This is a genomic window from Desulfosporosinus acididurans (assembly GCF_001029285.1).
Taxonomy (GTDB): domain Bacteria; phylum Bacillota; class Desulfitobacteriia; order Desulfitobacteriales; family Desulfitobacteriaceae; genus Desulfosporosinus; species Desulfosporosinus acididurans.
Genome location: NZ_LDZY01000006.1, coordinates 96,562 through 119,683 on the forward strand (window position 1 = coordinate 96,562; position 23,122 = coordinate 119,683).

Annotated in this window: 19 protein-coding genes and 2 pseudogenes; 3 read left to right on the top strand and 18 right to left on the bottom strand. The window is 40.9% G+C overall.

Annotated elements, in window-relative coordinates:
* The first annotated feature begins 63 nt into the window (after positions 1-63).
* Together thiM and DEAC_RS09760 are read left to right on the top strand one after the other, a co-directional pair.
* Positions 64-933, top strand: coding sequence for a hydroxyethylthiazole kinase (gene thiM, locus DEAC_RS09755; protein WP_242847118.1), 870 nt, complete (start codon positions 64-66; stop codon positions 931-933).
* A gap of 9 nt (positions 934-942) precedes the next feature.
* Positions 943-1,665, top strand: a complete 723-nt coding sequence (locus DEAC_RS09760; RefSeq protein WP_047809873.1) for a thiamine phosphate synthase — start codon at positions 943-945, stop codon at positions 1,663-1,665.
* 58 nt (positions 1,666-1,723) lie between these two features.
* Here DEAC_RS09760 and DEAC_RS09765 read toward each other — a convergent pair whose 3' ends face one another.
* The 3 genes from DEAC_RS09765 to DEAC_RS09775 all read right to left on the bottom strand — a co-directional run bounded on the left by DEAC_RS09765 (position 1,724) and on the right by DEAC_RS09775 (position 4,688).
* Positions 1,724-3,121 carry a sensor histidine kinase gene (locus tag DEAC_RS09765; RefSeq protein WP_242847119.1) on the bottom strand — a complete coding sequence of 466 codons (1,398 nt, stop codon included), beginning with the start codon at positions 3,119-3,121 and terminating at the stop codon, positions 1,724-1,726.
* A 35-nt stretch (positions 3,122-3,156) separates the two neighbouring features.
* Positions 3,157-3,813: a response regulator transcription factor gene (locus tag DEAC_RS09770; protein WP_047809875.1), complete on the bottom strand. Its 657-nt coding sequence runs from the start codon at positions 3,811-3,813 to the stop codon at positions 3,157-3,159.
* Positions 3,814-3,911: 98 nt separating this feature from the next.
* Complete coding sequence (locus DEAC_RS09775; RefSeq protein WP_047809876.1) at positions 3,912-4,688, bottom strand: hypothetical protein; 777 nt, start codon at positions 4,686-4,688, stop codon at positions 3,912-3,914.
* 186 nt (positions 4,689-4,874) lie between these two features.
* Here DEAC_RS09775 and DEAC_RS09780 point away from each other — a divergent pair, with 186 nt between their 5' ends.
* Complete coding sequence (locus tag DEAC_RS09780; RefSeq protein WP_047809877.1) at positions 4,875-5,654, top strand: histidinol-phosphatase HisJ family protein; 780 nt, start codon at positions 4,875-4,877, stop codon at positions 5,652-5,654.
* Positions 5,655-5,921: 267 nt separating this feature from the next.
* On the opposite strand, the gene DEAC_RS09785 is transcribed toward DEAC_RS09780, so the two are convergent.
* From DEAC_RS09785 to glyS, 15 genes and pseudogenes are all read right to left on the bottom strand, one after another.
* A complete protein-coding gene (locus tag DEAC_RS09785; RefSeq protein WP_047809878.1) occupies positions 5,922-6,659 on the bottom strand; it encodes a hypothetical protein in 738 nt (245 codons plus the stop codon).
* Between the two features lie 152 nt (positions 6,660-6,811).
* Positions 6,812-7,978, bottom strand: coding sequence for a TolB-like translocation protein (locus DEAC_RS09790; protein WP_047809879.1), 1,167 nt, complete (start codon positions 7,976-7,978; stop codon positions 6,812-6,814).
* Positions 7,975-9,426, bottom strand: coding sequence for a sensor histidine kinase (locus DEAC_RS09795; RefSeq protein ID WP_047809880.1), 1,452 nt, complete (start codon positions 9,424-9,426; stop codon positions 7,975-7,977). Before DEAC_RS09795 ends, DEAC_RS09790 begins: the two co-directional genes overlap by 4 nt.
* Before the next feature lie 13 nt (positions 9,427-9,439).
* Positions 9,440-10,135: a response regulator transcription factor gene (locus tag DEAC_RS09800; protein WP_047809881.1), complete on the bottom strand. Its 696-nt coding sequence runs from the start codon at positions 10,133-10,135 to the stop codon at positions 9,440-9,442.
* 654 nt (positions 10,136-10,789) lie between these two features.
* A pseudogene (locus DEAC_RS24150) lies at positions 10,790-11,008 on the bottom strand (DUF4160 domain-containing protein); the annotation flags it as partial.
* Positions 11,009-11,060: 52 nt separating this feature from the next.
* Positions 11,061-11,330: a hypothetical protein gene (locus DEAC_RS09805; protein ID WP_047809882.1), complete on the bottom strand. Its 270-nt coding sequence runs from the start codon at positions 11,328-11,330 to the stop codon at positions 11,061-11,063.
* A 27-nt stretch (positions 11,331-11,357) separates the two neighbouring features.
* Positions 11,358-11,693 (bottom strand): TROVE domain-containing protein, encoded by a 336-nt coding sequence (locus DEAC_RS24780; protein ID WP_047809883.1) that lies wholly within the window; start codon positions 11,691-11,693, stop codon positions 11,358-11,360.
* A gap of 8 nt (positions 11,694-11,701) precedes the next feature.
* Positions 11,702-11,896: a hypothetical protein gene (locus tag DEAC_RS24785; RefSeq protein ID WP_047809884.1), complete on the bottom strand. Its 195-nt coding sequence runs from the start codon at positions 11,894-11,896 to the stop codon at positions 11,702-11,704.
* A 652-nt stretch (positions 11,897-12,548) separates the two neighbouring features.
* Positions 12,549-13,772: an RNA-splicing ligase RtcB gene (locus DEAC_RS23845; protein WP_047810048.1), complete on the bottom strand. Its 1,224-nt coding sequence runs from the start codon at positions 13,770-13,772 to the stop codon at positions 12,549-12,551.
* A gap of 54 nt (positions 13,773-13,826) precedes the next feature.
* Positions 13,827-14,810: pseudogene (locus DEAC_RS23850) on the bottom strand (WYL domain-containing protein); the annotation flags it as partial.
* A complete protein-coding gene (locus DEAC_RS09825; protein ID WP_047809885.1) occupies positions 14,797-16,086 on the bottom strand; it encodes a helix-turn-helix transcriptional regulator in 1,290 nt (429 codons plus the stop codon). The pseudogene DEAC_RS23850 and the gene DEAC_RS09825, both read right to left, overlap by 14 nt.
* A gap of 371 nt (positions 16,087-16,457) precedes the next feature.
* On the bottom strand, positions 16,458-19,112 hold the full coding sequence (ppdK, locus tag DEAC_RS09830) for a pyruvate, phosphate dikinase (RefSeq protein ID WP_047809886.1): 2,655 nt from the start codon (positions 19,110-19,112) through the stop codon (positions 16,458-16,460).
* Positions 19,105-19,914: a pyruvate, water dikinase regulatory protein gene (locus DEAC_RS09835; RefSeq protein ID WP_047810049.1), complete on the bottom strand. Its 810-nt coding sequence runs from the start codon at positions 19,912-19,914 to the stop codon at positions 19,105-19,107. The genes ppdK and DEAC_RS09835 overlap by 8 nt, the downstream gene beginning before the upstream one ends.
* 155 nt (positions 19,915-20,069) lie before the next feature.
* Positions 20,070-20,720 carry a transcriptional regulator CcpN gene (gene ccpN, locus DEAC_RS09840; protein ID WP_047809887.1) on the bottom strand — a complete coding sequence of 217 codons (651 nt, stop codon included), beginning with the start codon at positions 20,718-20,720 and terminating at the stop codon, positions 20,070-20,072.
* A 325-nt stretch (positions 20,721-21,045) separates the two neighbouring features.
* Positions 21,046-23,121: a glycine--tRNA ligase subunit beta gene (gene glyS / locus DEAC_RS09845; RefSeq protein WP_047809888.1), complete on the bottom strand. Its 2,076-nt coding sequence runs from the start codon at positions 23,119-23,121 to the stop codon at positions 21,046-21,048.
* Between the last annotated feature and the right edge of the window lies 1 nt (position 23,122).

The following is a 23,122-nucleotide window of genomic DNA, read 5'->3' on the forward strand; positions in this document are numbered from 1 at the left end:
TGGGCGGTTTTTTGTTTATTGAGCACAAGTATCTATTCACCAAATCATTAAAGAGGAAGAGTCATGAACCTGCCTCTAAGAAAGGAAGACTATAATATGATCAATCAAGAGGACATTAAAAGCCAAATCATTCAGGCAGTTGAAACTGTAAGGCAGACAAATCCGATGGCAGGGTCGGTCACCAACACAGTAACGATCAATTTTGTGGCTAATGCCCAGCTTGCCGTCGGGGGATCTGCAGCGATGGTTTATCTGCCTGATGAGGGTGAATTTTTGGCAAACGTCGGCGGAGCCACTTATATAAACATGGGTACGCTTCTGCCGATTTATGAAGAGACTTTACCTCAAATAGCAAAGGTTTCGCATGATACGGGGAAACCCTGGGTCCTGGATCCTGTCGCAATCGGTATTGGTTCCCTTAGAAATCAGCTGCTGCGGGAGTTTAAACAGTATAAACCCTCTGTGATCAGAGGTAATGCATCGGAAATTATTGCCTTGGCTGGCTTGTGGGAATTAGACGGCGGAACGGATGTATCCAATGCCCGCGGCGTTGATTCGACGGATTCGGTCAGCGACGCCAAAGCTGCTGCTATTGCCCTGGCCAAGTGGACAGGCGGGGCTGTTGCTGTATCGGGTAAAACAGATTTAATAACTGACGGTTCAGTCATCGCCTTCTCTTATGGAGGATCACACTTTATGGAGAAAATCACCGGGGCAGGCTGTTCCCTGGGTGGAGTCGTTGCAGTTTATGCAACAGTCGCCTCGCCGTTTATTGCGGCACTTACTGCTGCTGCGGTTTATAATTTGGCTGGAAGCCGCGCTGAAAATAAGGTAGACGGTCCGGGAAGTTTTCAGATACAGTTCCTCGATGAACTGTATAAAGCAAGCGCAGCGGATATTGCTTCCAATTCATTAGAAATTAAGGAGGTTTAGGAACATAAAATGAGCATAAGAGAAAAACTTGATATATCAGCATACTTAGTTGTGGGCCCTGAGAATACGGCAGGTCGGCCTGTTGTGACAATCATTAACGATGCGCTTGAGGCCGGGTTTACCTGTGTGCAAATTCGTTCAAAGGTTGCCTCTGCCCGCGAACTGATTGAGTTAACCCGGCAGGCCTCTGAGGTCATCGCGCAAGCAGGTAAGTCGGATGACGTCGCTTTGCTCGTGGACGACCGACTTGACGTGATCCTGGCTGCCAGAAAACAAGGGATAAAGGTTGATGGAATTCACGTGGGGCAATCGGATATCCCAGTGGAAGTTTGCCGGGAATACTTAGGCGAAGATTCAATCGTTGGCTTATCAGCCAGAACCTATGAATTATTCGAATATATCCAAACGGCAGATGTCACTCAGGTTGACTATTTTGGGGCCGGACCGCTGCATGAAACACAGACGAAGCCGGACTGTGGGCTCGACCGGGATGGAAAAATGGTCACTAGAAGTTTTGCCGATATTTCTAAGCTTGCTGAACTCAGTCCGATTCCGGTGGTCGTCGGCGGCGGCGTTAAGCTGGTGGATATACCTCCCCTTGCCCAAACCGGAGTCCATGGTTTCTTCGTCGTTACCGCTGTGTCTGAGGCTGATAATCCAAAGTTGGCAGCTACCGACCTCGTTAAAGCCTGGAAGCTCTCTAAACATAAAGAAACAACCGAAAAATGGTGAAGGAATGAAAATTTAAAAACTCTTCGTAATATCTTTACTTATCCTTTCTATAAGTCAATTAGTTGAACCCCTGATTAAATATTACTTTTATAATTGTACCCTTTCCAAGGTCACTTTCCATTTCTATTTTAGCATCATGAATCTCAGCTATTTCTGCACAAAGAGAAAGTCCAAGTCCTACCCCATTGTTAGCTCTTGATCTGGACTTATCAACCATAAAGAACGGCTCAAACACTTTTGGTATCTCCATTTTAGGAATACCGATCCCCATATCCTTAACTTCAAGTATTATCTTCGCTTCATCATTTTTGAATGCCTTAACTGATATTTTGTCGCCGCTCTTTGATGCCTTAAGCGCATTATCAACAAGGTTGGTCAATAAAACCTTTATCAAATCACAATCCATTTTCATTTTTAGGACTTCCGAGAATATTTCCAAAGTAATACCTTTAGCCGCCAATTTAGGCGCTAAAGTGTCCTTCACCTCAAGAAGGAGCTCTCGGAGGTCTTCTTCTTTCATTTTAAAGTCTTTATTTCGAAGAACGATTAAATCCATGAGCTTAAAAGCAAGCTTCTCTAATCTTTTTCCCTCTTGAAATATATAAGTTAAGGAACTAATAAACGATTCTTCATCATATTTCGTGGTTCTGAGAAAATCTGCGTAACCTATGATAGAAGTCAAAGGAGTCCTAAGTTCATGCGCAAGGTTATCAATAAATCTTTGCTTATCTGCTGAAATTTTTTCTAATTGAGTTATTTTATCTTCAACTACAGCAGCCATACGATTAAAGTTTTCTGATAGCACTCCAATTTCGTCATCAGTTACAATTTTTACTCTTTCGCTGAAATTCCCCTCGGTAATTGTCTGAGTTGACCTAATCAATTTATTAACAGGCCTTAATAAAACCTTGCTTAATATTAAAGTAACAACAATCAAAATTAAGGATAGCCCAATATTTAAGCGAATCAGAATATCCAACAAATATTGTCGATTGATATATATCTTAGATATATCCTTGACACACGTAACTTTATAGTAATGGCTATCTAAATCAACTCTTTGCGTTATAAACAAATATTCCTTTTGATTAACTTCTCGTATTATGTAATTTATTTTGTTTGAAATAGTATTCAATTCATCTCGTTTTGCAGAGATATTCATTTCTAAATTACTAAATATAATCTGGTCGTCTTGATCGATAATTTCATAATAGATATCTTGCTCTCTAATATTACTTAGATATGTGCTGATCATTGAATCAATGCTCTCTTTATCCACTGTTACATTGTGACCACCAGCCGTCTTTTGAATCTTAAGCAAGTAAAAATTGGTTTCTATTGAAGAACAAAATCGGCTTTGTTCGCTTATCCCAGAATTGATTTCCGTATTTAGGTTTATATTAAAACTGTTATTAATCAGATAGATAGATGCAGAAATAAATAAGATTTCAATCACGAATAAGTTACACAAGAAGACCTTTTGCCAAAATTTCATGATTCCTCCAACCTGTAGCCCAATTTAAAAACCGTTTTTATATTGTCGTACAAGTCTAATTTTCTTCTTAATTTCTGAATATGATTATCTACTGTTCTTGTTTCACCAAAATAATCAAATCCCCATATCTTTTCAATTAATCTCTCCCTTGTCAAAACCACATTTAAATTTTGAACTAAGAACGCCAACAGCTCAAACTCCTTTAAGGTAAGTTCCACGACTTCTCCTCTTTTTATTACCTTCATCTCTGCCAAATCAATCTCTAAATCCTTGAAAATCACGCGGTTAGATTTTTTATTGTAATGCCGCAAAACATTTTCAATTCTGGCTAATAATTCGATACCTTCAAAGGGTTTTGAGATATAGTCATCCGCTCCTGCTCTCAATCCATATACTTTGTCTGTAACAGAACTTTTAGCGGTTATAAAAATCACAGGAATACCTAAAGGTTTAATCTTCTCAAGCAAGGTATATCCATCCATCTTAGGGAGCATCACGTCTAAAAGAATAAGATCAAAACGATCATCTTCAATCATCTTTAGGGCATCTTCCCCGTTATAAACAGTCACAGCATTATAATTTGCCACATTCAAATTAAGTTTAATTAAATTAGAAATAGGCAAGTCATCTTCAACTACCAAAATAGTAATCACATTTAATTACCCCAATCCAATGAAATGGCAATAAGATGGGTTTATTTACCAAACCCATCTTACTGCAAAAATGTTACTTGAAACCAGTCTTACTTTAATTATTTCACTTGCACATTTCTATAATTATCTTGGTAGTCTTTTTCCACAGAAGGTAAGGTAATCAGATTATTATAGTTTACTGCATAGCTCATTACTGAATAGTCTTTCCCATTCAGCGACATAGTAACATCTCGTCCATCTGCCAATTTACCTATTACGTTCATAGTCCCAGAAGTCATAGTCTTGCTGACTTTTAAAGTATTATCCTGAACCTTTTCATGCAGGTTACTCAAAAAATCAGTGACCCCAGTTTTAACTCTGTTATCGTCAATTGTCCCTGTTAAACTTTGGTCTAAATTTTTCATAGCTGTTATTGAAACAATTTCCCCTGATGCTTCATTAATAACAACTAAATCCCTGGACGGCATCGGACTTTTCAGGTCATCCGCAGAGATGAACTGCACATCGATAACGTCAGCAGTTGGTTTTTGTAAATTTTCTTGCAAAACTTGTGCGTCTTTTTCTGGATATAGGTTTTTAAAGAATTCCATGTCGTCTTTTTCATTTGATCTGGTCACATGAGCTTCACCAAAATAGTTCGCGTTGATTCCCATAAGATCCTTCATCGCTTTTGTAGCAATAGTTACCGCTTCTTCATCACTAATTTTTCCTTGAACAACTGTATTCCCGCCATTTTCAGCTTCATAGTTGTTGGCTACTGTTACAACTTTGTTTTTAGTAGCGTTGACAGAGCTTTGACTTGCATAAACAGCTGCTGTGCTGCTGCCCACCATTGTTATTGCCAGGGCAAAAACCAAGATACTTTTTTTATTCATAGTAACCTCCAAATATTTCTTTGTTTGTGCACAAACCTTTACTACGAATTTAGTTTAAAACACAAATATATAAAAACTATCTTTAAGTTGTCTCCAAATTGTAAAATTAACGGATAAATTTTGTGCTTTTCATGTTTTCGGTTAAAATTATATAAAAGCAAAGCCTTGTAGCAGGGAAGGAAAATTATGAAAAGAGCAGATTACCATATCCACTCCCAGTTTTCACCGGATGCGACCCTTACGATAGATAAAGCCTGTGAAAAAGCGATACAACTTGGTATTGACGAATTATGTTTTACCGATCACCTTGAATTTGCTGAAAATCACTTGGTAAACTATGATAACTATCGAGATGCGATTGAAGCTGCAAAAGCAAAGTATGAGAAAGTGTTATCTATTAAAATCGGGATGGAAGTTGGCTTTGATAAGTGGAAACAGCAACAAATCAAGGATTACTTGGAGAATAAAGAGTTTGACTTTCTGATCGGCTCCATGCACCGGATTAATGGCCTGAACTTATTCAACGGGGATTTTTTTGCTGGGAAAAAGCTGGATTTTGCATTTGGAGAGTACTTCGAAGCTTTATATGAAGCAGTTTTAGATTTTGATTTTTCAGTGCTGGGGCATATTACTTTAATTAAACGCTTTTTTAGGCGGTTTAACGTTAACCCTTCAGATTTTGTCTGGATCAAATATGATGATATCATAAAAGCTGTTCTGCAAAAATTAATCACTCATGGAAAAGGAATTGAACTAAATTTACGTGTACCCCTCATTGATCTTGACTTTAGAATTCTCAAATTCTATAAAGAACTAGGGGGAGAGATTATTACATTGGGAACAGATTCTCATCATGAACAAAATATGCACACTCCAGAAGAAGGTATCCAAGCACTGCGGGATGTAGGCTTAAGGTATTACAGCATTTTTGAAAAACGCAAACCTTTATTTATTCCAATTAAGTAACCCTTTCCTTTCATAACTCTTTTTAAAAGCGATATCCTAGTAGCTTTCCAACAAAACAGGGTACTGACCCAAAACTTTATGTGTCAGTACCCTTGTTCTATTTTTACAGAAGTTCCTCAAAATCTTAGCCCAAAAGTTAGATGTGCTTTACTCATATTAATTTATGCCTTACTTCGATTGATCTATATTGCTACCAGCCGCCTGAGCTGCAGCTATCATAAAGGACCAATCTTAATTTTTATTATTAGGGAACACTGTAAGCTGCCTCTACATTTTATTTATCTTTATTCCTTGAGTATTAAAGATGGTCCCATTGTCACTGACATTTTTGAATTGATAACCATAAGTATACAAGAGCTTAGTTGTACCATTCTTTGTGATCGAAATGTCCCCTTTGACTGGAAGACCGCTGCTAGGATCAAGGTAGACATTTTCTGAATAGACAGTGCCCTCTTCACCCGGCATCGTCGATTTATCCTCCCTGGCCAACTTATGCAGTGATTTTCCATCCGCAGTTTGGACAAGGCCCTCATCCTTCCAACCCGCTCTTCTTGTCCCTTGTTGATATTCATTAATATAATCTTGCTTCGTTGCGGTTAAACTGTTGGTTAAATTATGATTTTGAGATTTCATTTCATAACCTGTCAGCTTCCCCTGAGCATCCTCTGAGAATTTAATATAATCATTCCCGTTCTCCAAAACATAAGCTCCGGCAACAATTTTTTTGGCAAGGTCGTGATAACTTACTTTTTCATTATGGTTGGCAGGATTGGCCCAAGTTTCGTCAATGGCAGCAATGCTGCCATCAGGATTGTAAAGTGTTTTTTTCGCATATTCGATGTTGCCTTCCTGTTGATTACTTGTGGTTGCCGAAGCCACAATGTGTCCTGTCGGTTGAATATTACCGGTCTTAGCCGTCGCAGCCAAAACTGATGTTGAGGTAACAGCCAAGGTAGCGACAATAGCGGTTGCAGCGAGAACAGTTGTCATTGATTTTTTCTTCATGGTAAGAATCTCTCCTTTTTAATATCCATTTGCTTAATTTAATGAGGTACATTGCTTGATGTACTTCATGCTTTAATTATAGATTGGAGATTTTTCTTACCTTAGAGCACTTGTTGCCAAATTGTAAATTTTAATTTGCCTATCTGTTAATCTTACAAGTTTTTGAATAATATCCTGCCCAAAATTGCACTGTCCGCGCTGTTTTGAAGGTAATACAGCACACTGCTGTCTTTTGTCCACATCATATTTTGGATAACCTTAGAATCCTGATAAACAATTTCATCATCGGTAACCTGTTTATTGTTTAGTGAGGCAACATGGATTTGATTGACACCATTCATTCCTATGACACTATAGGCAATTTTCCTGTTGTCCGGGGATAGACAAAATTCCGTAAACTTTTGCTGATCATTTGGGACATTAATTAGTTGGGACAACTTATTACTTGAAAAATCATAGGTGAATAATCCATATTCACCCTTTTCAATTCCGATATAGGCAATAGAATTATCTCCTATAGGGAAAGAATCATAAAAACTTAAAATCCCTTGAGCTCGATACGTTTTTTGACGTTTAGTTTTAAGATTAAAGAGAATAACCTTAGAATTCCCCTGACTCATATTTCCTGTAAGACATATAGTATCTCCGCTGTTTAAGATATTTAAATTGAGGGAGTATTTGCTTGGGTTTAGATTATAGTCCGAAATTTTGTAAAGATTTTCTCTTTGACCCGTCGCAATATCATAAATAAATAAATAATCATCAACCCCCACAAACTTTTGGCCATCCGGGAGCCATTTACTGATAAGCACATTGTCTAGAATATCAAGATTCTTTTTGTGGACAATGTCGCCAACGTATAGCTTGCCAAATTCTTTCCCCGTTCCATAAAACGAAGTCAACATCGTTTTTCCATCAGGAGATACTTGAATTGTACCTTCAAAGGATCTCTCTTCTTGCAGTAATCCATCCTTGAAAGATCCCTTGGCCAAATCATAAATCCCCGTTTGCAGGAGAGAGGACGAATCATCTTGCGTCTGCCTGAACATCAAGGCAGCGGTGTTCAAATCCAAAAGATCATACGCTTTGACAGAATAGGGAATTGTAAACCTAACGATTTTATCGACACTGAAGGAGCCTGACTCCGTATTAGACGTTTTATCTTGAAAAAGCGCTTTATCCAAGACGATCGCAGAGCAATCTTTGGCTCTGAAGGAATACAGATTGGTTATAGTCAGCAGCGCAAAAATACCTGAGGCCAAGATTATTATAGGGATAATTAAATTTCTATTGACTTCAAAATGAAACGTTCCTTTCATAAAACCCCGCTTTCAAACCGCAGAATGACCTCTGTCCCTTCTCCGGGTATGCTCTTGATATCAATACAGCCCTTGTGCTTTTCCATGATTTCTTTGACAATTGTCAGCCCTAGACCAGTGCTGCCTAATTCGCGTGAGGTTTTTTTCGAAACTCGGAAAAAAGGATCAAACACCTTTTGCCTCAGTTCCTCCGGAATTCCGGGCCCTTGATCCTTAATACCAACCCAAACAACATTTTTCTCACGACAGGCATTTATTTGAATGACAGAATTGACATTACCATATTTAATCGCATTATCGATAAGGTTAATCAGAACTTCTTTTAACCTGTCCCGATCTCCTTTGAGCCGGAGATCTTGTTCTATTGAACAGCTAAGGACAATATTATACTTTTTAGCTTTTATCATCATCTCATCGCTGGTTTCTTCAATTAACTCACTCAAATTTAGATCAGTAAACTCATAGCTGAACTTATTGGAAGACGCCTTGGAAAGCTCGATTAATTCTATCACCATATGATTTAAGCGGCTGCTCTCGTTAATAATACTTTGCAGACCTTTGCGGGTGAATTCATCCTCTTTGATTCCTAAATCCTCAATTGCCTGCGCATAGCCGGCAATGGTGGTGATCGGTGTCTTGAGTTCATGAGTCACATTGTCAAAGAATTTTTTATTTTCTTTCTGGACTTGTTCCAGTACATCCCGGTCCTGCTGAATGATTTCAATCTGCTCCCTGATTTTAGCCATCATAAGTTGAAACCTAGAGGCTAAATAGCCGATTTCATCATTCAAATGAATATTTAATTTCAAGTCATAATTTCCTTGAGAAACCTCTTCGGCAGCTTTGGCCAGTTTCTTTATGGGTTTGGTGATTTGTGTGGAGAATATGTAGGAGGCAATAAAGATAACAAAAAAGATTATTGCTGCGAAAAGACAAATCATATCCATGAATTTTTGATTATCGCCGTACAGTTGAGTGTAGTCTTTAAAGTAACGCAGAATACCGACAGCGGGCCGACCAATAGGATAAGAGAGGCTAACCATCACCTGATTTGCTCGAAAGTTAGTGGTATAGGCTATTTCCCCCTTCATCGCTTTGGTTAAATCCTCAGTTTTATCCAGGTCATCTGCCGGAGCAGAACCATAAGAAAGCTTTTCTCCCTGCAGGCTGTAAATATCTACATTGCTCCCGATTTGAGTACTTAACTGCCTGGAAATAGCCTCTGCCTCGGAAGGAAGGGTAGCAGCGCTTAAGTCCATATTAGAGACTAACCGATATTGGCTTAAATATAGATCGATATTTTTTTTGGCCGCAATCATATCGCCCTTGATAATCCGCTGCGAATTTTGCCAGGTGGTATTATAAACGGCAAAAGTAAGTAAAGAAAAGCCGATCAAGAGAATAATTGACAAGTAAAGGAGAATTTTTAACTGGATAGAATATTTCATGCTAAGTACCCGCTTAAACTAGTTTATAGCCAACGCCAAAAACTGTTTCAATAATGGATGAATTCTTGTTTTCATCCAGTTTTTTTCTAACCCGGCGCACATGGATATCTACTGTCCGACAATCACCGGTAAACTCATATCCCCAGACCTTATCCAAAAGTTCCTCTCGGGTAATAGCCTTTCCCGGACGTTCAGCCAGATATACTAAAAGATCATATTCCTTATTCGTAAATTCAATCTTTTGACCATGTTGGTGAATTTCATGCCTGTCCTTAAAAATTTCTATCTCCCGCTTGAGTTTTATCACTTTCTCGTTCTGATCTGCCGTCGCCACAGCAATCAAGTCAATCCGGCGGAAAATAGTCTTGATCCTCACAATAACTTCCCTCATATTGAAAGGCTTGGTGATATAATCATCAGCCCCAAGCTCCATGCCCAGTATTTTATCAACGTCATCAGATCTGGCAGTGATTATTATTACCGGGATAATAGAAGCAGCCGCAATCCGTTTACAAACTTCAAAACCGCTTAAATCGGGGAGCATAATGTCTAGCAAAACAAGGTCCGGCTCATATTCCCTAACAGATTCCAATCCCTGCTGTCCGCAGTTAGCGACAATCGTCCTAAAGCCTTCATTCTCCAGATAATGAGAAAGAATGTCAGATATATTGTCTTCATCTTCGATGATGAGTATCGTCTTCTTCTCCAAGCAGATTCCTCCAGATTTTTTCTTTGTCTATCCGTTTAGTATAGCACAAGATTATTTCATCCTTTCGCTAGGTTGTTTCCAAATTGTAACACAGCATAACTGTGATAAATAAAGCCAGGGATCAGCATTTTTGAAAAACGCAAACCTTTATTTATTCCAATTAAATAACCCTTTCATGACTCTTTTTATAAACGATATCCTTTGGACCGAGAAAATATGTATAATATGTATAATTTTAAGCATATTTTGTTTTATTCAAATGAAAAGGGGAATAAGAATAGCCGACCGAGGTGAATACCTATTACTCACCCTAGTCGGCTATTACTCATATCAATTTATGCCTTACTTCGATTGATCTATATTGCTACCAGCCGCCTGAGCAGCCGCAATCAAAAGAGACCTTTCGTATTTTTAGCATTATGGAACACTTCTTGTAGCCGTTAACTCCAGCCACATTCTGAACAAGTTACTACGAACAAGAAGAAAGTAGTTTGTGCTTCCGATAGCTGTTTAAATAGACCCGCAGGTTCCTCGACTTCAGGACAAGTTCTATAAAGTTCTAAAGGATCAAGATCTAAACACTCTGATTCGTACCCTTTTTTAAATTTCAAAGCCTTTAAAACCAACCCCGTATTTCACTATTACGAAACACTTTTAGCAGTAGAATTTAATATCGTTTACTTTAAAATGATTCTTCCACTCTGCGCAAATCATCAAATATTGGGCAGCGATAATATCCGATAACTCATTCAACTCTTTTTGAGGTATCCTGCTTCCATTATTAGCAATGATACATCCACCGGAGGCTGTTAGCCATATCTTAGTAGCATTAGCACTCAGCTTTCCTTTTCCGACATGAACATGAATCGCCTCATTATTTTCATACGACTAAAAATATACCAGATATTCGCCAATACGAAACAAACTAGGCAATCTGGATACCTCCCGCAGCAGCATACTTATACAAGAGATGAGCATTGCTATGCAGGAATTGGCTAAAGTTCTCAATCTCTTTATCTGAAAATCCGTCTCTCTTTATCCAGGTATAAGAAGGTAACGCACATCTGGCCACATCAAATCCGCCTTCTTTCGGACGCTCGAAATGAACTTCCAAACACTGCATACCATCTTCTTCAATGAGGTGAGAATGTGTTATTTCGGTTTCATCCGCCAAAGTTATATAGGGATACATCATGGCCACTAACCTCCTTACTTTTCGCGCCTATATTATACCACAAATTGGATTTTTTTGTTCATTGGAGCAAGTATGCTCCTTTGAAAATTGTCTTATTCTAGGGGTTTCAAGCTTATCCTCAAGGAGCCTTTTAAACATAGTATTCTGCTCTTCACTTTTTGCCCGAGGATGAACTAAACAGAGTAAATCCTTAAGCTTCACAGCACTGTCTCGGTTGTACTTGGCAAGTTGGTACTCATCAAAGCCAAGCAGTTTATCGGCCACTCCCTTTTTTAAAGAGTTGGGGATCGGCTTGCCATAAGTATTTATATAATAAGCGAGTACCTCTGTCAGATCATCCACTCTTTCAATGGATCTGTCCATAACTTTCCTCACATAGAGCTTGCCGTAATTAGCTTTTGGGCTGTTTTGACTATTTCCCTTGAATTATCTCCATAATATTTATCTTCATTAAAAAGGCTGGTAAGCACCTGGATGACCAGTTTTTCCTTATCCGCCATTCCATATGCTTCATGCCCTGATATGTTCACTGTTTTCATGGGAACTCTGGAATTGAATTTTGACATTAACATCACCTTCTTTATTAAATTTTAGCCCGGGAGAAAAGTGGAAGTGTATTCGCAGATTTGAACTGCAGATATAAAATATCCCTACCAAGAAGTAACACTTTCCTGCACTGCCCGGGGTTTTTAGAAGTAGTAAACTTGTTCAGCTAAGCTAAACATCGAAGCTTCAGATACAATAATGTCCAGTGGACATTATTGCCGAGCCGCCTTTCCCAATAGGAATACTTAGCGGCGAAGAAGGACTCTACCCCACCTGAAGTTTACAAAGGACCCGCCTCCACTTAAAGAAGTGAGGTTCTTAAAGACTGGATAATAGGGAGAAAAACTATTCGAGTATATAGTGCTCTACCAACTGAGCTATTCACTCTTTCGAAAAGTGAAACCGGATTCGAACCGGTGACATCCCGGTTAACAGCCGAAGTACCTCAAATATACACTGCCCTATATCCCTAAGGGAGAAAAGCGGAAGTGCGCTGCAGTAGTCAACTGCAAGTTTTGGAGACTTTCAAAGTAACACTTTCCTGCACTGCCCTCATCTCTAGATAAATTATAAGTCTACTGTCTCCTGACTTACAGACAAAAACCTTGCAACATTTAATGATCTTACCCAAACACAAAGGAGTCGGATTTTCGCCCAACTCCCCAATTATTTTCATATGCCAGCTTTAAAATTGTAAATAGGTTTAATTAGCTTCAATATCTTTACTGCATCTTGGATATTATCAATAATCTCCCCCATGGGTTTATAGGCCATGGGCGCTTCATCGAGAGTAGATTCATTTACAGACGTACTAAATATGCCTTCCATAGACTTTTCATAGTCTTCGAGAGTCAGACTTTCCTTGGCTTTACTCCTGCTCATTAGCCTTCCTGCCCCATGGGGAGCAGAATAGTTCCAGTCGGGATTTCCCAAGCCAACAGCCAGTATGCTCCCATCCCTCATGTTTATTGGAATTAGCACTCTCTCCCCTTCATAGGCAGAGATACTTCCTTTTCTTATTATGTTGTCCTTGAAGTTGATATAGTTGTGAATAGTGTTAAAGTAGCTAAAGTCCTCTAACTTTTTATCCAGAAATTTTTCTAAGATCATGTTTGCCATGGTTTGTCTGTTCAGGACTGCGTATTCCTGACAGATATTCATATCATGCAAATATTTTTCCTTGTAAGCCCCCGTTAAGAAGCACAAGTCCCTTGGATATTCTGGCATCAAGGCATCATACTTTTTCTTTAATTCCTTCAGGGCTCCCTGGATGAGTTGTCTCTTGCCTTCCTTTTTATACGCTGAAATTATTTTATCTCTCAGCTCATAATATTCTGCTTTTCCCGAGCACAGATCAATAGCAAGGTTTTGATAGTATTCTGCGACCTGCTTTCCCAGGTTCCGGCTGCCCGAGTGGATAACAAGATAAAGATTGCTATCATCGTCCCTATCCACTTCAATAAAATGATTCCCTCCTCCTAAAGTCCCGATGCTTCTTTCAATTCTTCTTGTATCCTTTAGCGCTCTATAGCAATGCAGTTCCTGAAGCTTTGGAAACTTTGCTATCCTGCCTTCATGGACATTCATACCTGATGGTATCCATTGGCGGATAACGTCATCCATCTGCCTCAAATCCAAATCAACTTTGCCAAGTTCAACCGTTGTCATGCCGCAGCCGATATCTACCCCCACAATATTCGGTATAACCTTATCACCTAAATCTGCGGTAAATCCTATAACACAGCCCTTTCCTGCATGGGTATCGGGCATTATGGCAATCTTGCTGTCCTTGCAGAATTCCTGGTTGCATAATTCCATGACCTGGGCAGCAACTTCAGGCTCTAACTTATCAGTATAAACTTTTGCACTGTTGTATTTGCCGTTTAACTCTATCATTTTCCTTCCCTCCTCGGGGTATAGATTACAATTATTTAAATCGAGTGCACGTCTTATTCTTTTAACGACCTCATCAATAACCCTTGGCGGCGAAACCACCTTAACATAAGGGCCAAGGGCAAGTATTTTCCTTATAATCTCCTCTTCCTCAAAGGTGTAATAAAAAAGCTTCATTTCGTATTGATCTTCTCCTATGCACCTTGAGTAGCGCTCCATTGCTGAAAAACTCATAAAACATCGTTCCATAGCCGCCTTCTTATCTGTAACCTCTATGACTATGGGTTCTTGGGAATACCTATGTTTATGTATAAGCCTGATTGCACCTCTCCTGTCAATGACCTTTTCATCGTTTTCCTCAATTTCAATCTTACTCAGGGAAAATACGTTTGCCATCACAGGCCTCTCCTCATCCAAGGAGTACATAGAAACCCTAAAGCGGCCATCCTTAAGAGAATATTCCATTCTTATAGGAAGAGCTCTTTTTTCACAATATTCATTACCAAATCTGTCAACATTAGAATATTTTATTGACTTCTCTCTCTGAATTGCTGCTAATAAAATCTTGAGGTTGTATTTATACGTTTCAAGATCTTCAATTTCCGGAAGAGTCGATTGGTTTGTGATATCAATAATTCTGCCTGTATCGGGATAACCGGCACTCTGTAATGCGTCTTTAAGCTTTGCTCTAGTAGTATCACTTAATAGAAGCTTTAACGTCTCCTCGTTCAGTAAACTATTTAGCCATGCCTTTTCGATACTTGTAAGTCTTACAGGTACAGGCGGCCTCTTATCTCCCATGACGGCCGGGTAGTATGCTTCATTCTTTAATTGAAGCAGATTAAGATTTTTTCTCCCATCATATTGATTTAAGAGAAGTCCTGCAAACGTCTGAAAATCCTTGCCTACAACCTTTTCCTGAAATTCCTCTTCATCAACAATTTTTATAATGTCCTTCCTTGAGAGACCCTTCTCGCACTCATTGAGGACCTTAAATACAATATGAAAATATCTGTTTTTCACTTCATCAAATAGCTCCATAATTGTCAAGCATCTCCTTCCAGTCCTCAGTGATTTTGTTCAAAAGACCTCTCCCCTGAATAACCTTGATATATCCAGAATAGCTTCTAATCCAAGGCACCATCTCATTGCTGTCATTAACGAACACGTGGAGATGATAGCATCCCTCTGATATCCTCTCGATAGTTCCTTCCGGAACCTCACTTCTAATCTTCTCAATGATATAGTTTTCTCGAGGCCGATCTATGGTAATTTCCAAACAAATCTTCTCCGGCTTATGTCCTGCAGCCAAAGGCACGCTAGACCAGCTGTACTTAATGCTTCGTCTATAAAACTCTTCAAGATATCCCTTTTCGAATGTATTCTTGCAAACTTCTATAGACTCTATTCTGTCAAGCCTGGATATGATGCACCTATTCTGCAAATCATAGGACACTAGATAAAGTCTCCCGCAGCTTATGTCATACCGGATTTTATACGGTTTCAGCAACGGTCTATTATCAACGTTCGTTTTGGCTGCCGGAAGAATATAATCTAGTCTCACATATCTTCTTTCATGGATTGCCTTTAATATTTGGCAGAGTACCTGCTCCTCGATGACAGGATGAAAATGTAGATTTTTGTATTGAAAATCATCCCTTAATGCCAGAACCATTCTTCTCTCATACCTTGCATAGTCCTTTAAGCTTTGTTCCATGTAGTACCCTGCAGTTACTGGAAACACTATGTTTTTAAGCAAAGACACTGCGGTAAGCAAATCCTCAATCTCTTTATTGTCCAATTCTTTAAGAATATCCTCAGCCACGTTATAATACTTTGTCCTCTTAATGGTTTGGCATTTCAATATGCCTTTCTCCTTGCACATCTCATGAAGTTTACGTTCTACGGTCTTACTGCTGATATTGTCATAAGATATCAATCCTTCTCCTATTAGATATTCCTCTATCTCCTGAAAACTCAAGTCTTTATCCTCAGCGTTTAAAATCAGCAGAAGGCTGAAATATAAGATTAAATCGGAATGGGTAAAGCTTTTTGTCATGTATGTTTTGACTAAAAAGTTTTCCGTAGTTCTTATAGAGTCAGAGGTCAGAGCTAAAAGCTTGTTTCTCCCATCTCTATCTGTCTTTATAAATTCAGTTTCAACATACTGCTGTATTCGTCTGATTTCATAACTTATCTTCCTTGAACTAAGCTTTCTCTTTTCTCCTAAATCTTCCCTTGAAAAACATCCATAAAGGAAGACATCTCTGAGTATTGACCTTATAATGTTATAGTGCTTAATAAAATCGTTAAACAATAAGAGCCCTCCTTAGGATGAATTAACATGAATGCAACAGGGATAAACCTATAGTAAGAGTGTAAACTAAATCAATAATGTTTTACAGACAAAAAGCTTGCTATCATTAGAATTTCAATCTCTCGCAGTAACTTACAATTTGACACGAATTTTGATTCTTTTATTCCATCTTAATATAAGCAAATTAACCCACTTACTAAGAACATCTTCGACCTCAGCAGAACCTTTTCTTCTCAACAAAATAGATAACTTATTCCTCTAAACCACCGTTCACATATAAAAGAGATAAACTCAAGCCCATTAGAGCTTGAGTTTATCTCTTTTATATAGAATATCCATCCAATTTGACTTGAAGAATTAGGTCCCCGGCCTTACTTCGATTGATCTTTTTTGATCACAGCGGCCTGAGCAGCAGCCAAACGAGCTATCGGAACCCGGAACGGCGAACAGGAAACATAATTCAAACCTACGAGATGGCAGAATTCCACAGAATTCGGCTCCCCGCCGTGTTCACCGCAAATTCCCAAACTGAGATCCTGATTGGAACCTCGTCCGAGTTTCACAGCCATATCAATCAACTTCCCAACTCCGTCGCGGTCAAGCACGACGAAAGGATCTGATTTCAGGAGGTTCTTTTCCAGATAAACAGGCAGGAACTTACCTTGAGCATCATCACGGGATAAGCCCATAGTCATCTGAGTTAAGTCATTCGTACCAAAGGAGAAGAAGTCGGCCACTTTACCGATTTCATCTGCCAGAAGGGCAGCCCGCGGTACCTCAATCATAGTTCCTACATGATATTTAAGTTGAACATTTTGTTCACTCATAACCGCTTGGGCCGTATCGTCAACCAGTTTGCGCATCATCACAAACTCTTCTTTGCCCATAGTCAGCGGGATCATAACCTCCGGATGAATATCACAGCCTTCTTTCACTAAGCGGGCACTAGCTTGGAAAATAGCTCTTGCCTGCATCACTGTAATTTCAGGGAAAGAAACTCCCAGACGGCAGCCGCGATGGCCTAACATCGGGTTAAGCTCGGATAGAGCGCGTACTTTGCGTAACAAACTTTCTTTTTCATTTAAAGCTTGCGGATCGCTCTTAGACATACGAAGTTTCGTAATCTCAACAATCAGCTCTTCAGAATGCGGCAAAAACTCATGCAAAGGCGGATCCAAGAGACGAATGGTTACTGGGAAGCCTTCCATCGCTTTTAAAATCCCATAGAAGTCTTCTTCTTGCATCGGCAGTAACTTAGCCAGAGCAACTTCTCGTTCTTCCAAAGTTTGAGCCAGAATCATTTCCTGAACAATAGGAATCCGTTCAGGATCCATAAACATATGCTCGGTTCGCGTAAGGCCGATTCCTACAGCGCCAAAATTCCGGGCATTGGTTGCTTCAGTCGGAGTATCGGCATTGGCCATAACTTTCAAGCGGGAAATTTCATCAGCCCAACCCAAGAACTCTTTAAACCCTTCACTTAATTCAGGATCAACCATCTTGACTTCGCCTTTAATAACTCGGCCTGTTGCCCCATCAATTGAGAAAAGAGTTCCTTCCGGATATTCAACACCGTCGATAGCGACCAGCTTTTGCGCATAGTCGATTTTTAAAGCATCACAGCCGCAGACAGCCGGTTTTCCCATGTGACGGGATACCACCGCTGCATGACTGGTCATACCGCCGCGGCTGGTTAAAATTCCTTGAGCCGCCAAAATCCCACGGATATCGTCAGGGGTTGTTTCCGTACGGACAAGTATAACCTTTTCGCCTAATTGTCCTAAACGTTCTGCCTCTTCAGCGCTAAAAACGATTTTGCCGGAAGCGGCACCTGGGGAAGCCGGAAGACCCTTGGCCAGAATTTGGAGTTTTGCTTCTCCATCCATCCGGCGATGAAGCAGGTGATCCAGTTGCTGAGGTTCGATGCGCATGACTGCTTCTTCTTTACTAATCATACCCTCATGGTAAAGATCGACGGCCACTCGGATAGCTGCCGAAGCCGTTCTTTTCCCATTGCGAGTTTGCAGCATATACAGCTTGCCCCGTTCAATGGTAAATTCAATATCCTGCATATCCCGGTAATGTGCCTCGAGGCGTTGGGAATTTTCTACAAACTGTTTATAGATATTTTCATTTTCTTGGGCTAAGGTAGCGATAGGCTGGGGCGTACGTATCCCTGCTACCACATCTTCACCCTGGGCATTCATCAGGTATTCTCCGTAAAGTGCTTTCTCACCGGTCGAAGGATTGCGGGTGAAAGCGACCCCGGTTCCTGAATCTGATCCCATATTGCCAAAGACCATGGACTGTACGTTGACAGCCGTACCAATATCGTGGGGAATATTATTAATAATGCGATATACATTGGCCCGGTCGTTATTCCAGCTTCGGAAAACGGCTAACACGGCCAGCTGCAGCTGTTCTTTCGGATCCATAGGAAAGGGCTTTCCTGTACTGCGTTGAATTTGTTTTTTGTACTCGCCAACCATCCATTTCAGGCTTTCGGGGGAAAGCTCCGAATCAAAACGAACTCCCTGCTTATCTTTTGCCTTCTCTAAGATCTGTTCAAATAAATAATGTTCAATCTCAAGCACCACATCGCCGAACATTTGAATAAAACGGCGGTAGCAATCCCAAGCGAAGCGCTCATTTTGTGTGTTAACTGCTAAGGCTTCCACAGTATCATCATTCAAACCAAGGTTAAGTACGGTATCCATCATGCCCGGCATGGAGAATTTTGCTCCAGACCTTACCGAAACAAGAAGTGGATTTTTCTTATCTCCGAAGAGCTTTCCGGTCGCTGCTTCAACCTCAGCTAAAGCCGGCCAAACTTGATCCCAAGTCCCATCCGGAACATTTTCTCCGTTGACATAATATGCGTTGCAGGCCTCCGTGGTAATTGTAAATCCTGGAGGCACAGGCAGCCCAATTTGGGTCATCTCCGCCAAGTTAGCTCCTTTTCCTCCCAGCAAGTCACGCATAGATGCTTTCCCTTCACGGAATAAATAAACATACTTCTTAGCCATTTCGCTCCCCCTTAAACAATATTTCTAACACAATGCTCGCAGTTTCTTCAACTGCTTTGCCTGTTGCATCAACGACTGGACATCCTATGCGCTTCATAATTCCACGCGCATATTCTAATTCTTGCATGATCCGTTCTAAGTTCGCGTAATCTGCCGAGGCGCCTAACCCGAGAGTTTTCAAGCGCTCAGTACGAATTTGATTCAAAAGCTCAGGCCGCAAAGTCAGACCGATTATTTTTCGTGGTGAAATTGCATAAAGCTCATCCGGAGGAATTACCTCCGGGACCAAGGGAATATTCGCTGCTTTAAGTCCTTTATGAGCAAGATACATACTCAAAGGGGTCTTGGAAGTTCGAGAAACCCCAATCAATACAACATCCGCATAAAGAACTCCGCGGGGATCTTTCCCGTCATCATATTTGACAGCGAATTCAATAGCCTCAACCTTCCGGAAATACTGCTCATCCAAACGGTGAATAATGTTAGGGGTATGGGTAGGTTCCATACCCGTCTGCTTAGAAAGAGCCTCAATCACAGGGCCTAAAATATCCACCGTTTTCAGGCCTCTCTCAGCAGCTCTTCGCTCTAAATAATCTCTAAGGCCTTTCAATACCAGGGTATAGACTAAAATTGCCTGTTCAGCCACAGCCTCTTCCAGGATCTCCTCCAGATGCGCCTCATCCCGTACATAGGGAACCCTTCGGATTCGAGTTTTTATACCGACAAATTGTGCTGCAGCCGCTCGGCCTACAAACTCGGCCGTTTCACCGAGGGCATCTGAAATTACATATAATACAGGCATTGGGCCCGTTACGTCCACACGACTACACCTCCGTCTTATTCCTAATTCTCATAAAGCCCCTGCCTGCTCCTGACCTCTAAATATGTAGCGCAAGCCAAGCCCTCAATTCCTAAAAGAGCAAATAACCGATCTCAGCCCATTTTGATTGCTTAAAGTCATTGCAAAAATGCTCTTGTCTCAGCAATCTGCACAAAGAGTTTCGTTACATTAGTCTTTGTGAAACGCCCTACAACCTCATAACATTCTTCCCCGTTTTCGTCAATGAAACTTTCAACAACCGGCAAGCTGTCAACCTGATGTTGAACAAGCTTTTTAGCTGCGCTATACACAGGTTCATCCGGAGTCGTCATGAAAATATTGGGCATCCTTGTCATAATAACCCCGACAGGAACTTGCTGAAGGTCTCCCTTGCCGAGAGATGCTTTCATAATATCTTTACGTGAAATCATTCCCAAGAGCACCCGCTCCGACCCAACGACCGCTAGGCTTCCAACGTTTTGTGTAAACATCGTCACAGCTGCTTCATAGATACTTGCACTTTCCGGTATAGTTACCGCCATCGACTTAAAAGAACAAACTCTTAATTGAAGCAGCCTTTCCATCATCGGGGATGGTCCAAGATCATCTCGGTACGAATACCCGACACGCGGTCTGGCCACTAAGACCCCGGACATCGTCAAAATAGTTAAATCCGGGCGGAGGGTGGCTCGCGTCAAATCCAGCTTTTCCGCAATCTTTTCACCAGTTATGGATCCTGCTTCTTTAACGATCTCCACAATTCGCTGTTGACGATCCGTCCATTCCAACCCATTTCACCTCTTAATGATTCTTTCTACCCTTAATGTGACATACTAAATGAGGTTTATGCGTACAATTATACCACATTATATTATCTATTTACTAGATAGTGTTTATATTTTATTGCCATAACTACCTAACATGTATAATTGGAATATCCTTTTATATTATTTAAAAAGCTTAAAGCAAAATAGATTAATCATGTATTTGCGCTTTAATTAAAGCTAAGGATGGAGCGACGAGCCCCATCCCTAAGTCCTTAATTCAAAGGAAACTGCCTTTACCGAGTCGTAGCAAAAGCAAAGCCTTTGATTGCACTTATAACATTAATCCTTAAGCTAAAATGCTCAATTCACCTAAGCACCCTAACATTTTAACGCACTCTCCCAACAAGGCGAGTCGATTGTTCTTCAAGTTCACATCCTCAACCATTATCATGACTGCTTGGAAGAGAGCTTCAATCAAGGGAACAAGCTCTCCGGCCAATTGGTATGCTTCCTCGAAGCTGCCATCATTCAGGGCTTTGGCAAAACGTTCTCGGCGCTGAGCAATCCCTTTTTCTAAAGCCGCTTCGCTCGCATCAACTAATAAATCAGGGTTTAGTTTTTGTTCAGATTCTTTTTTCGTCAGATTGAAGCACCGGGTATAGGCCTGAAGATAAGATACAAAGCCTTCCTCTTCACGTTTTTCCGCAAGTACCCGTGCTTTTTGCAGAACACGGTTTAATTGGTCTCCGCCTTGCGCTAAAACGGAATCCACCGTATCATAACGCAGTCCCTGTTCCTGGAGCACAAACCTTAACCGTTGTTGGAAGAAGTCCTGCAGGAGTTTCCTAATCTCCTCCAGCGGCAGCAGCGAAGTCCCCTGTTCCCCAAAGGAACGATATGCTTCCTGCAGAAGCTCGGTCAAAGAAAGGTTCCAGCCGGACTCTAAGAGTATTGCCACAATCCCTTGGGCTTGACGTCTTAAAGCATAAGGATCCTGGGAACCCGTCGGCTGAATTCCAATCCCAAAGGCTCCAACGATAGCATCCAGTTTATCCGCGATACTGACAACGCGGCCTGCTTCAGATACCGGCAAACTATCACCGGCAAAGCGGGGCTGATAATGTTCGAAAATTCCCTGACATACCACTGGATTCTCACCGTTCGCCCTTGCATAATCCGAACCCATAATTCCCTGCAATTCAGGAAAATCACTGACCATTAAGGTAACAAGGTCGGCCTTTGCCAAATAGGCTGTGCGGTCAATATCCTCTGTGAGGGATTTGGCATAGCCTAATCTTTCAGCGATAAAACGTGACAGCCTGCGCAAACGTTCTACCCTTTGCTCGACGGTACCCAGTTTTTCATGATAGACAACTTTTTTAAGCTTAGAAACAAGCTCACTCAGCGGCACTTTCTGATCTTCACGATAATAAAAAGCGGCATCCTCCAAACGAGCTTTTAAAACCTTTTCATTACCGGCCTTAACGACATCCAAAGCAAAAGCATCACCATTGCGCACTGTAATAAAGTAAGGCAATAGTTTCCCTTCTTTAGACCGAACAGGAAAATAACGCTGATGTTCGCGCATTGGCGTTGTAATGACTGCTTCAGGCAAATGCATGTAACGATCTGCAACTTCGCCCAACAAAGCGGTAGGATATTCTACGATATGGATGACTTCCTCAAGAAGTTCTTCATCATCGGGAACCTCCCCGCCCACTTTCTCCGCAAGAGCTTTAATTTGTGTTTGTATTGTCTCTTTACGTTCTTCAGGATTTACCATGACATAAGCCTTGCGCAAAACGTCGCCGTAATCTGAAGCATTCTCTATTAGAACAGAGTCTTTTGCTAAAGTGCGATGTCCCCGTGTACTGCGGCCGGACTCCAAACCCACAAATTCAAAATTAACGACGTCGGTGCCATAAAGAGCCACGATCCAGCGTATCGGACGTGCAAAACGGAAATCCAAGTCTCCCCAGCGCATAGGTTTCGGAAAATGCAGGGCATGAATCATGTCTTGAGCTATTTGAGGCAAAAGTGTCGCGGTTTCCACACCTATTTCAGATTTGCGGGCAAATACATAAGGCACACCGTTAACCTCTTGGACAAATAAATCTTCCACCGTTACACCCTGGCCTTTAGCAAAACCTTGAGCAGCCTTTGTGGGAACACCCTTGGCATCATAGGCCGCTTTGACAGCAGGGCCTTTAACCTCTGTCAACAAATCTTCCTGCTTATCCTGAAGCTCCCTTGCTAAAAGGGCCAGCCGCCTCGGTGTGGCATAAATCTCCAGTTTGCTATAGCTCAAGCGAAGTTCCTCAAAACGCTTACTTGCTTGTTCCTCCAATTGCTTCATGGCACCCGGGGAAAATTTAGCCGGGATTTCTTCTGTTCCGATTTCCAGCAAAAAGTCCTTTGCCACC

Excerpts from the sequence above, each read along its gene's own strand:
- DEAC_RS24785 (WP_047809884.1), bottom strand. The coding sequence starts at position 11,896 with ATGTCAAAATTCAATTCCAGAGTTCCCATGAAAACAGTGAACATATCA.
- DEAC_RS09785 (WP_047809878.1), bottom strand. The coding sequence starts at position 6,659 with ATGAAGAAAAAATCAATGACAACTGTTCTCGCTGCAACCGCTATTGTC.
- DEAC_RS24780 (WP_047809883.1), bottom strand. The coding sequence starts at position 11,693 with ATGGACAGATCCATTGAAAGAGTGGATGATCTGACAGAGGTACTCGCT.
- DEAC_RS09805 (WP_047809882.1), bottom strand. The coding sequence starts at position 11,330 with ATGATGTATCCCTATATAACTTTGGCGGATGAAACCGAAATAACACAT.
- DEAC_RS09795 (WP_047809880.1), bottom strand. The coding sequence starts at position 9,426 with ATGAAATATTCTATCCAGTTAAAAATTCTCCTTTACTTGTCAATTATT.
- DEAC_RS09835 (WP_047810049.1), bottom strand. The coding sequence starts at position 19,914 with ATGCCTGTATTATATGTAATTTCAGATGCCCTCGGTGAAACGGCCGAG.
- DEAC_RS09760 (WP_047809873.1), top strand. The coding sequence starts at position 943 with ATGAGCATAAGAGAAAAACTTGATATATCAGCATACTTAGTTGTGGGC.
- DEAC_RS09780 (WP_047809877.1), top strand. The coding sequence starts at position 4,875 with ATGAAAAGAGCAGATTACCATATCCACTCCCAGTTTTCACCGGATGCG.
- ppdK (WP_047809886.1), bottom strand. The coding sequence starts at position 19,112 with ATGGCTAAGAAGTATGTTTATTTATTCCGTGAAGGGAAAGCATCTATG.
- DEAC_RS09775 (WP_047809876.1), bottom strand. The coding sequence starts at position 4,688 with ATGAATAAAAAAAGTATCTTGGTTTTTGCCCTGGCAATAACAATGGTG.
- thiM (WP_242847118.1), top strand. The coding sequence starts at position 64 with ATGAACCTGCCTCTAAGAAAGGAAGACTATAATATGATCAATCAAGAG.
- DEAC_RS23845 (WP_047810048.1), bottom strand. The coding sequence starts at position 13,772 with ATGATAGAGTTAAACGGCAAATACAACAGTGCAAAAGTTTATACTGAT.
- DEAC_RS09790 (WP_047809879.1), bottom strand. The coding sequence starts at position 7,978 with ATGAAAGGAACGTTTCATTTTGAAGTCAATAGAAATTTAATTATCCCT.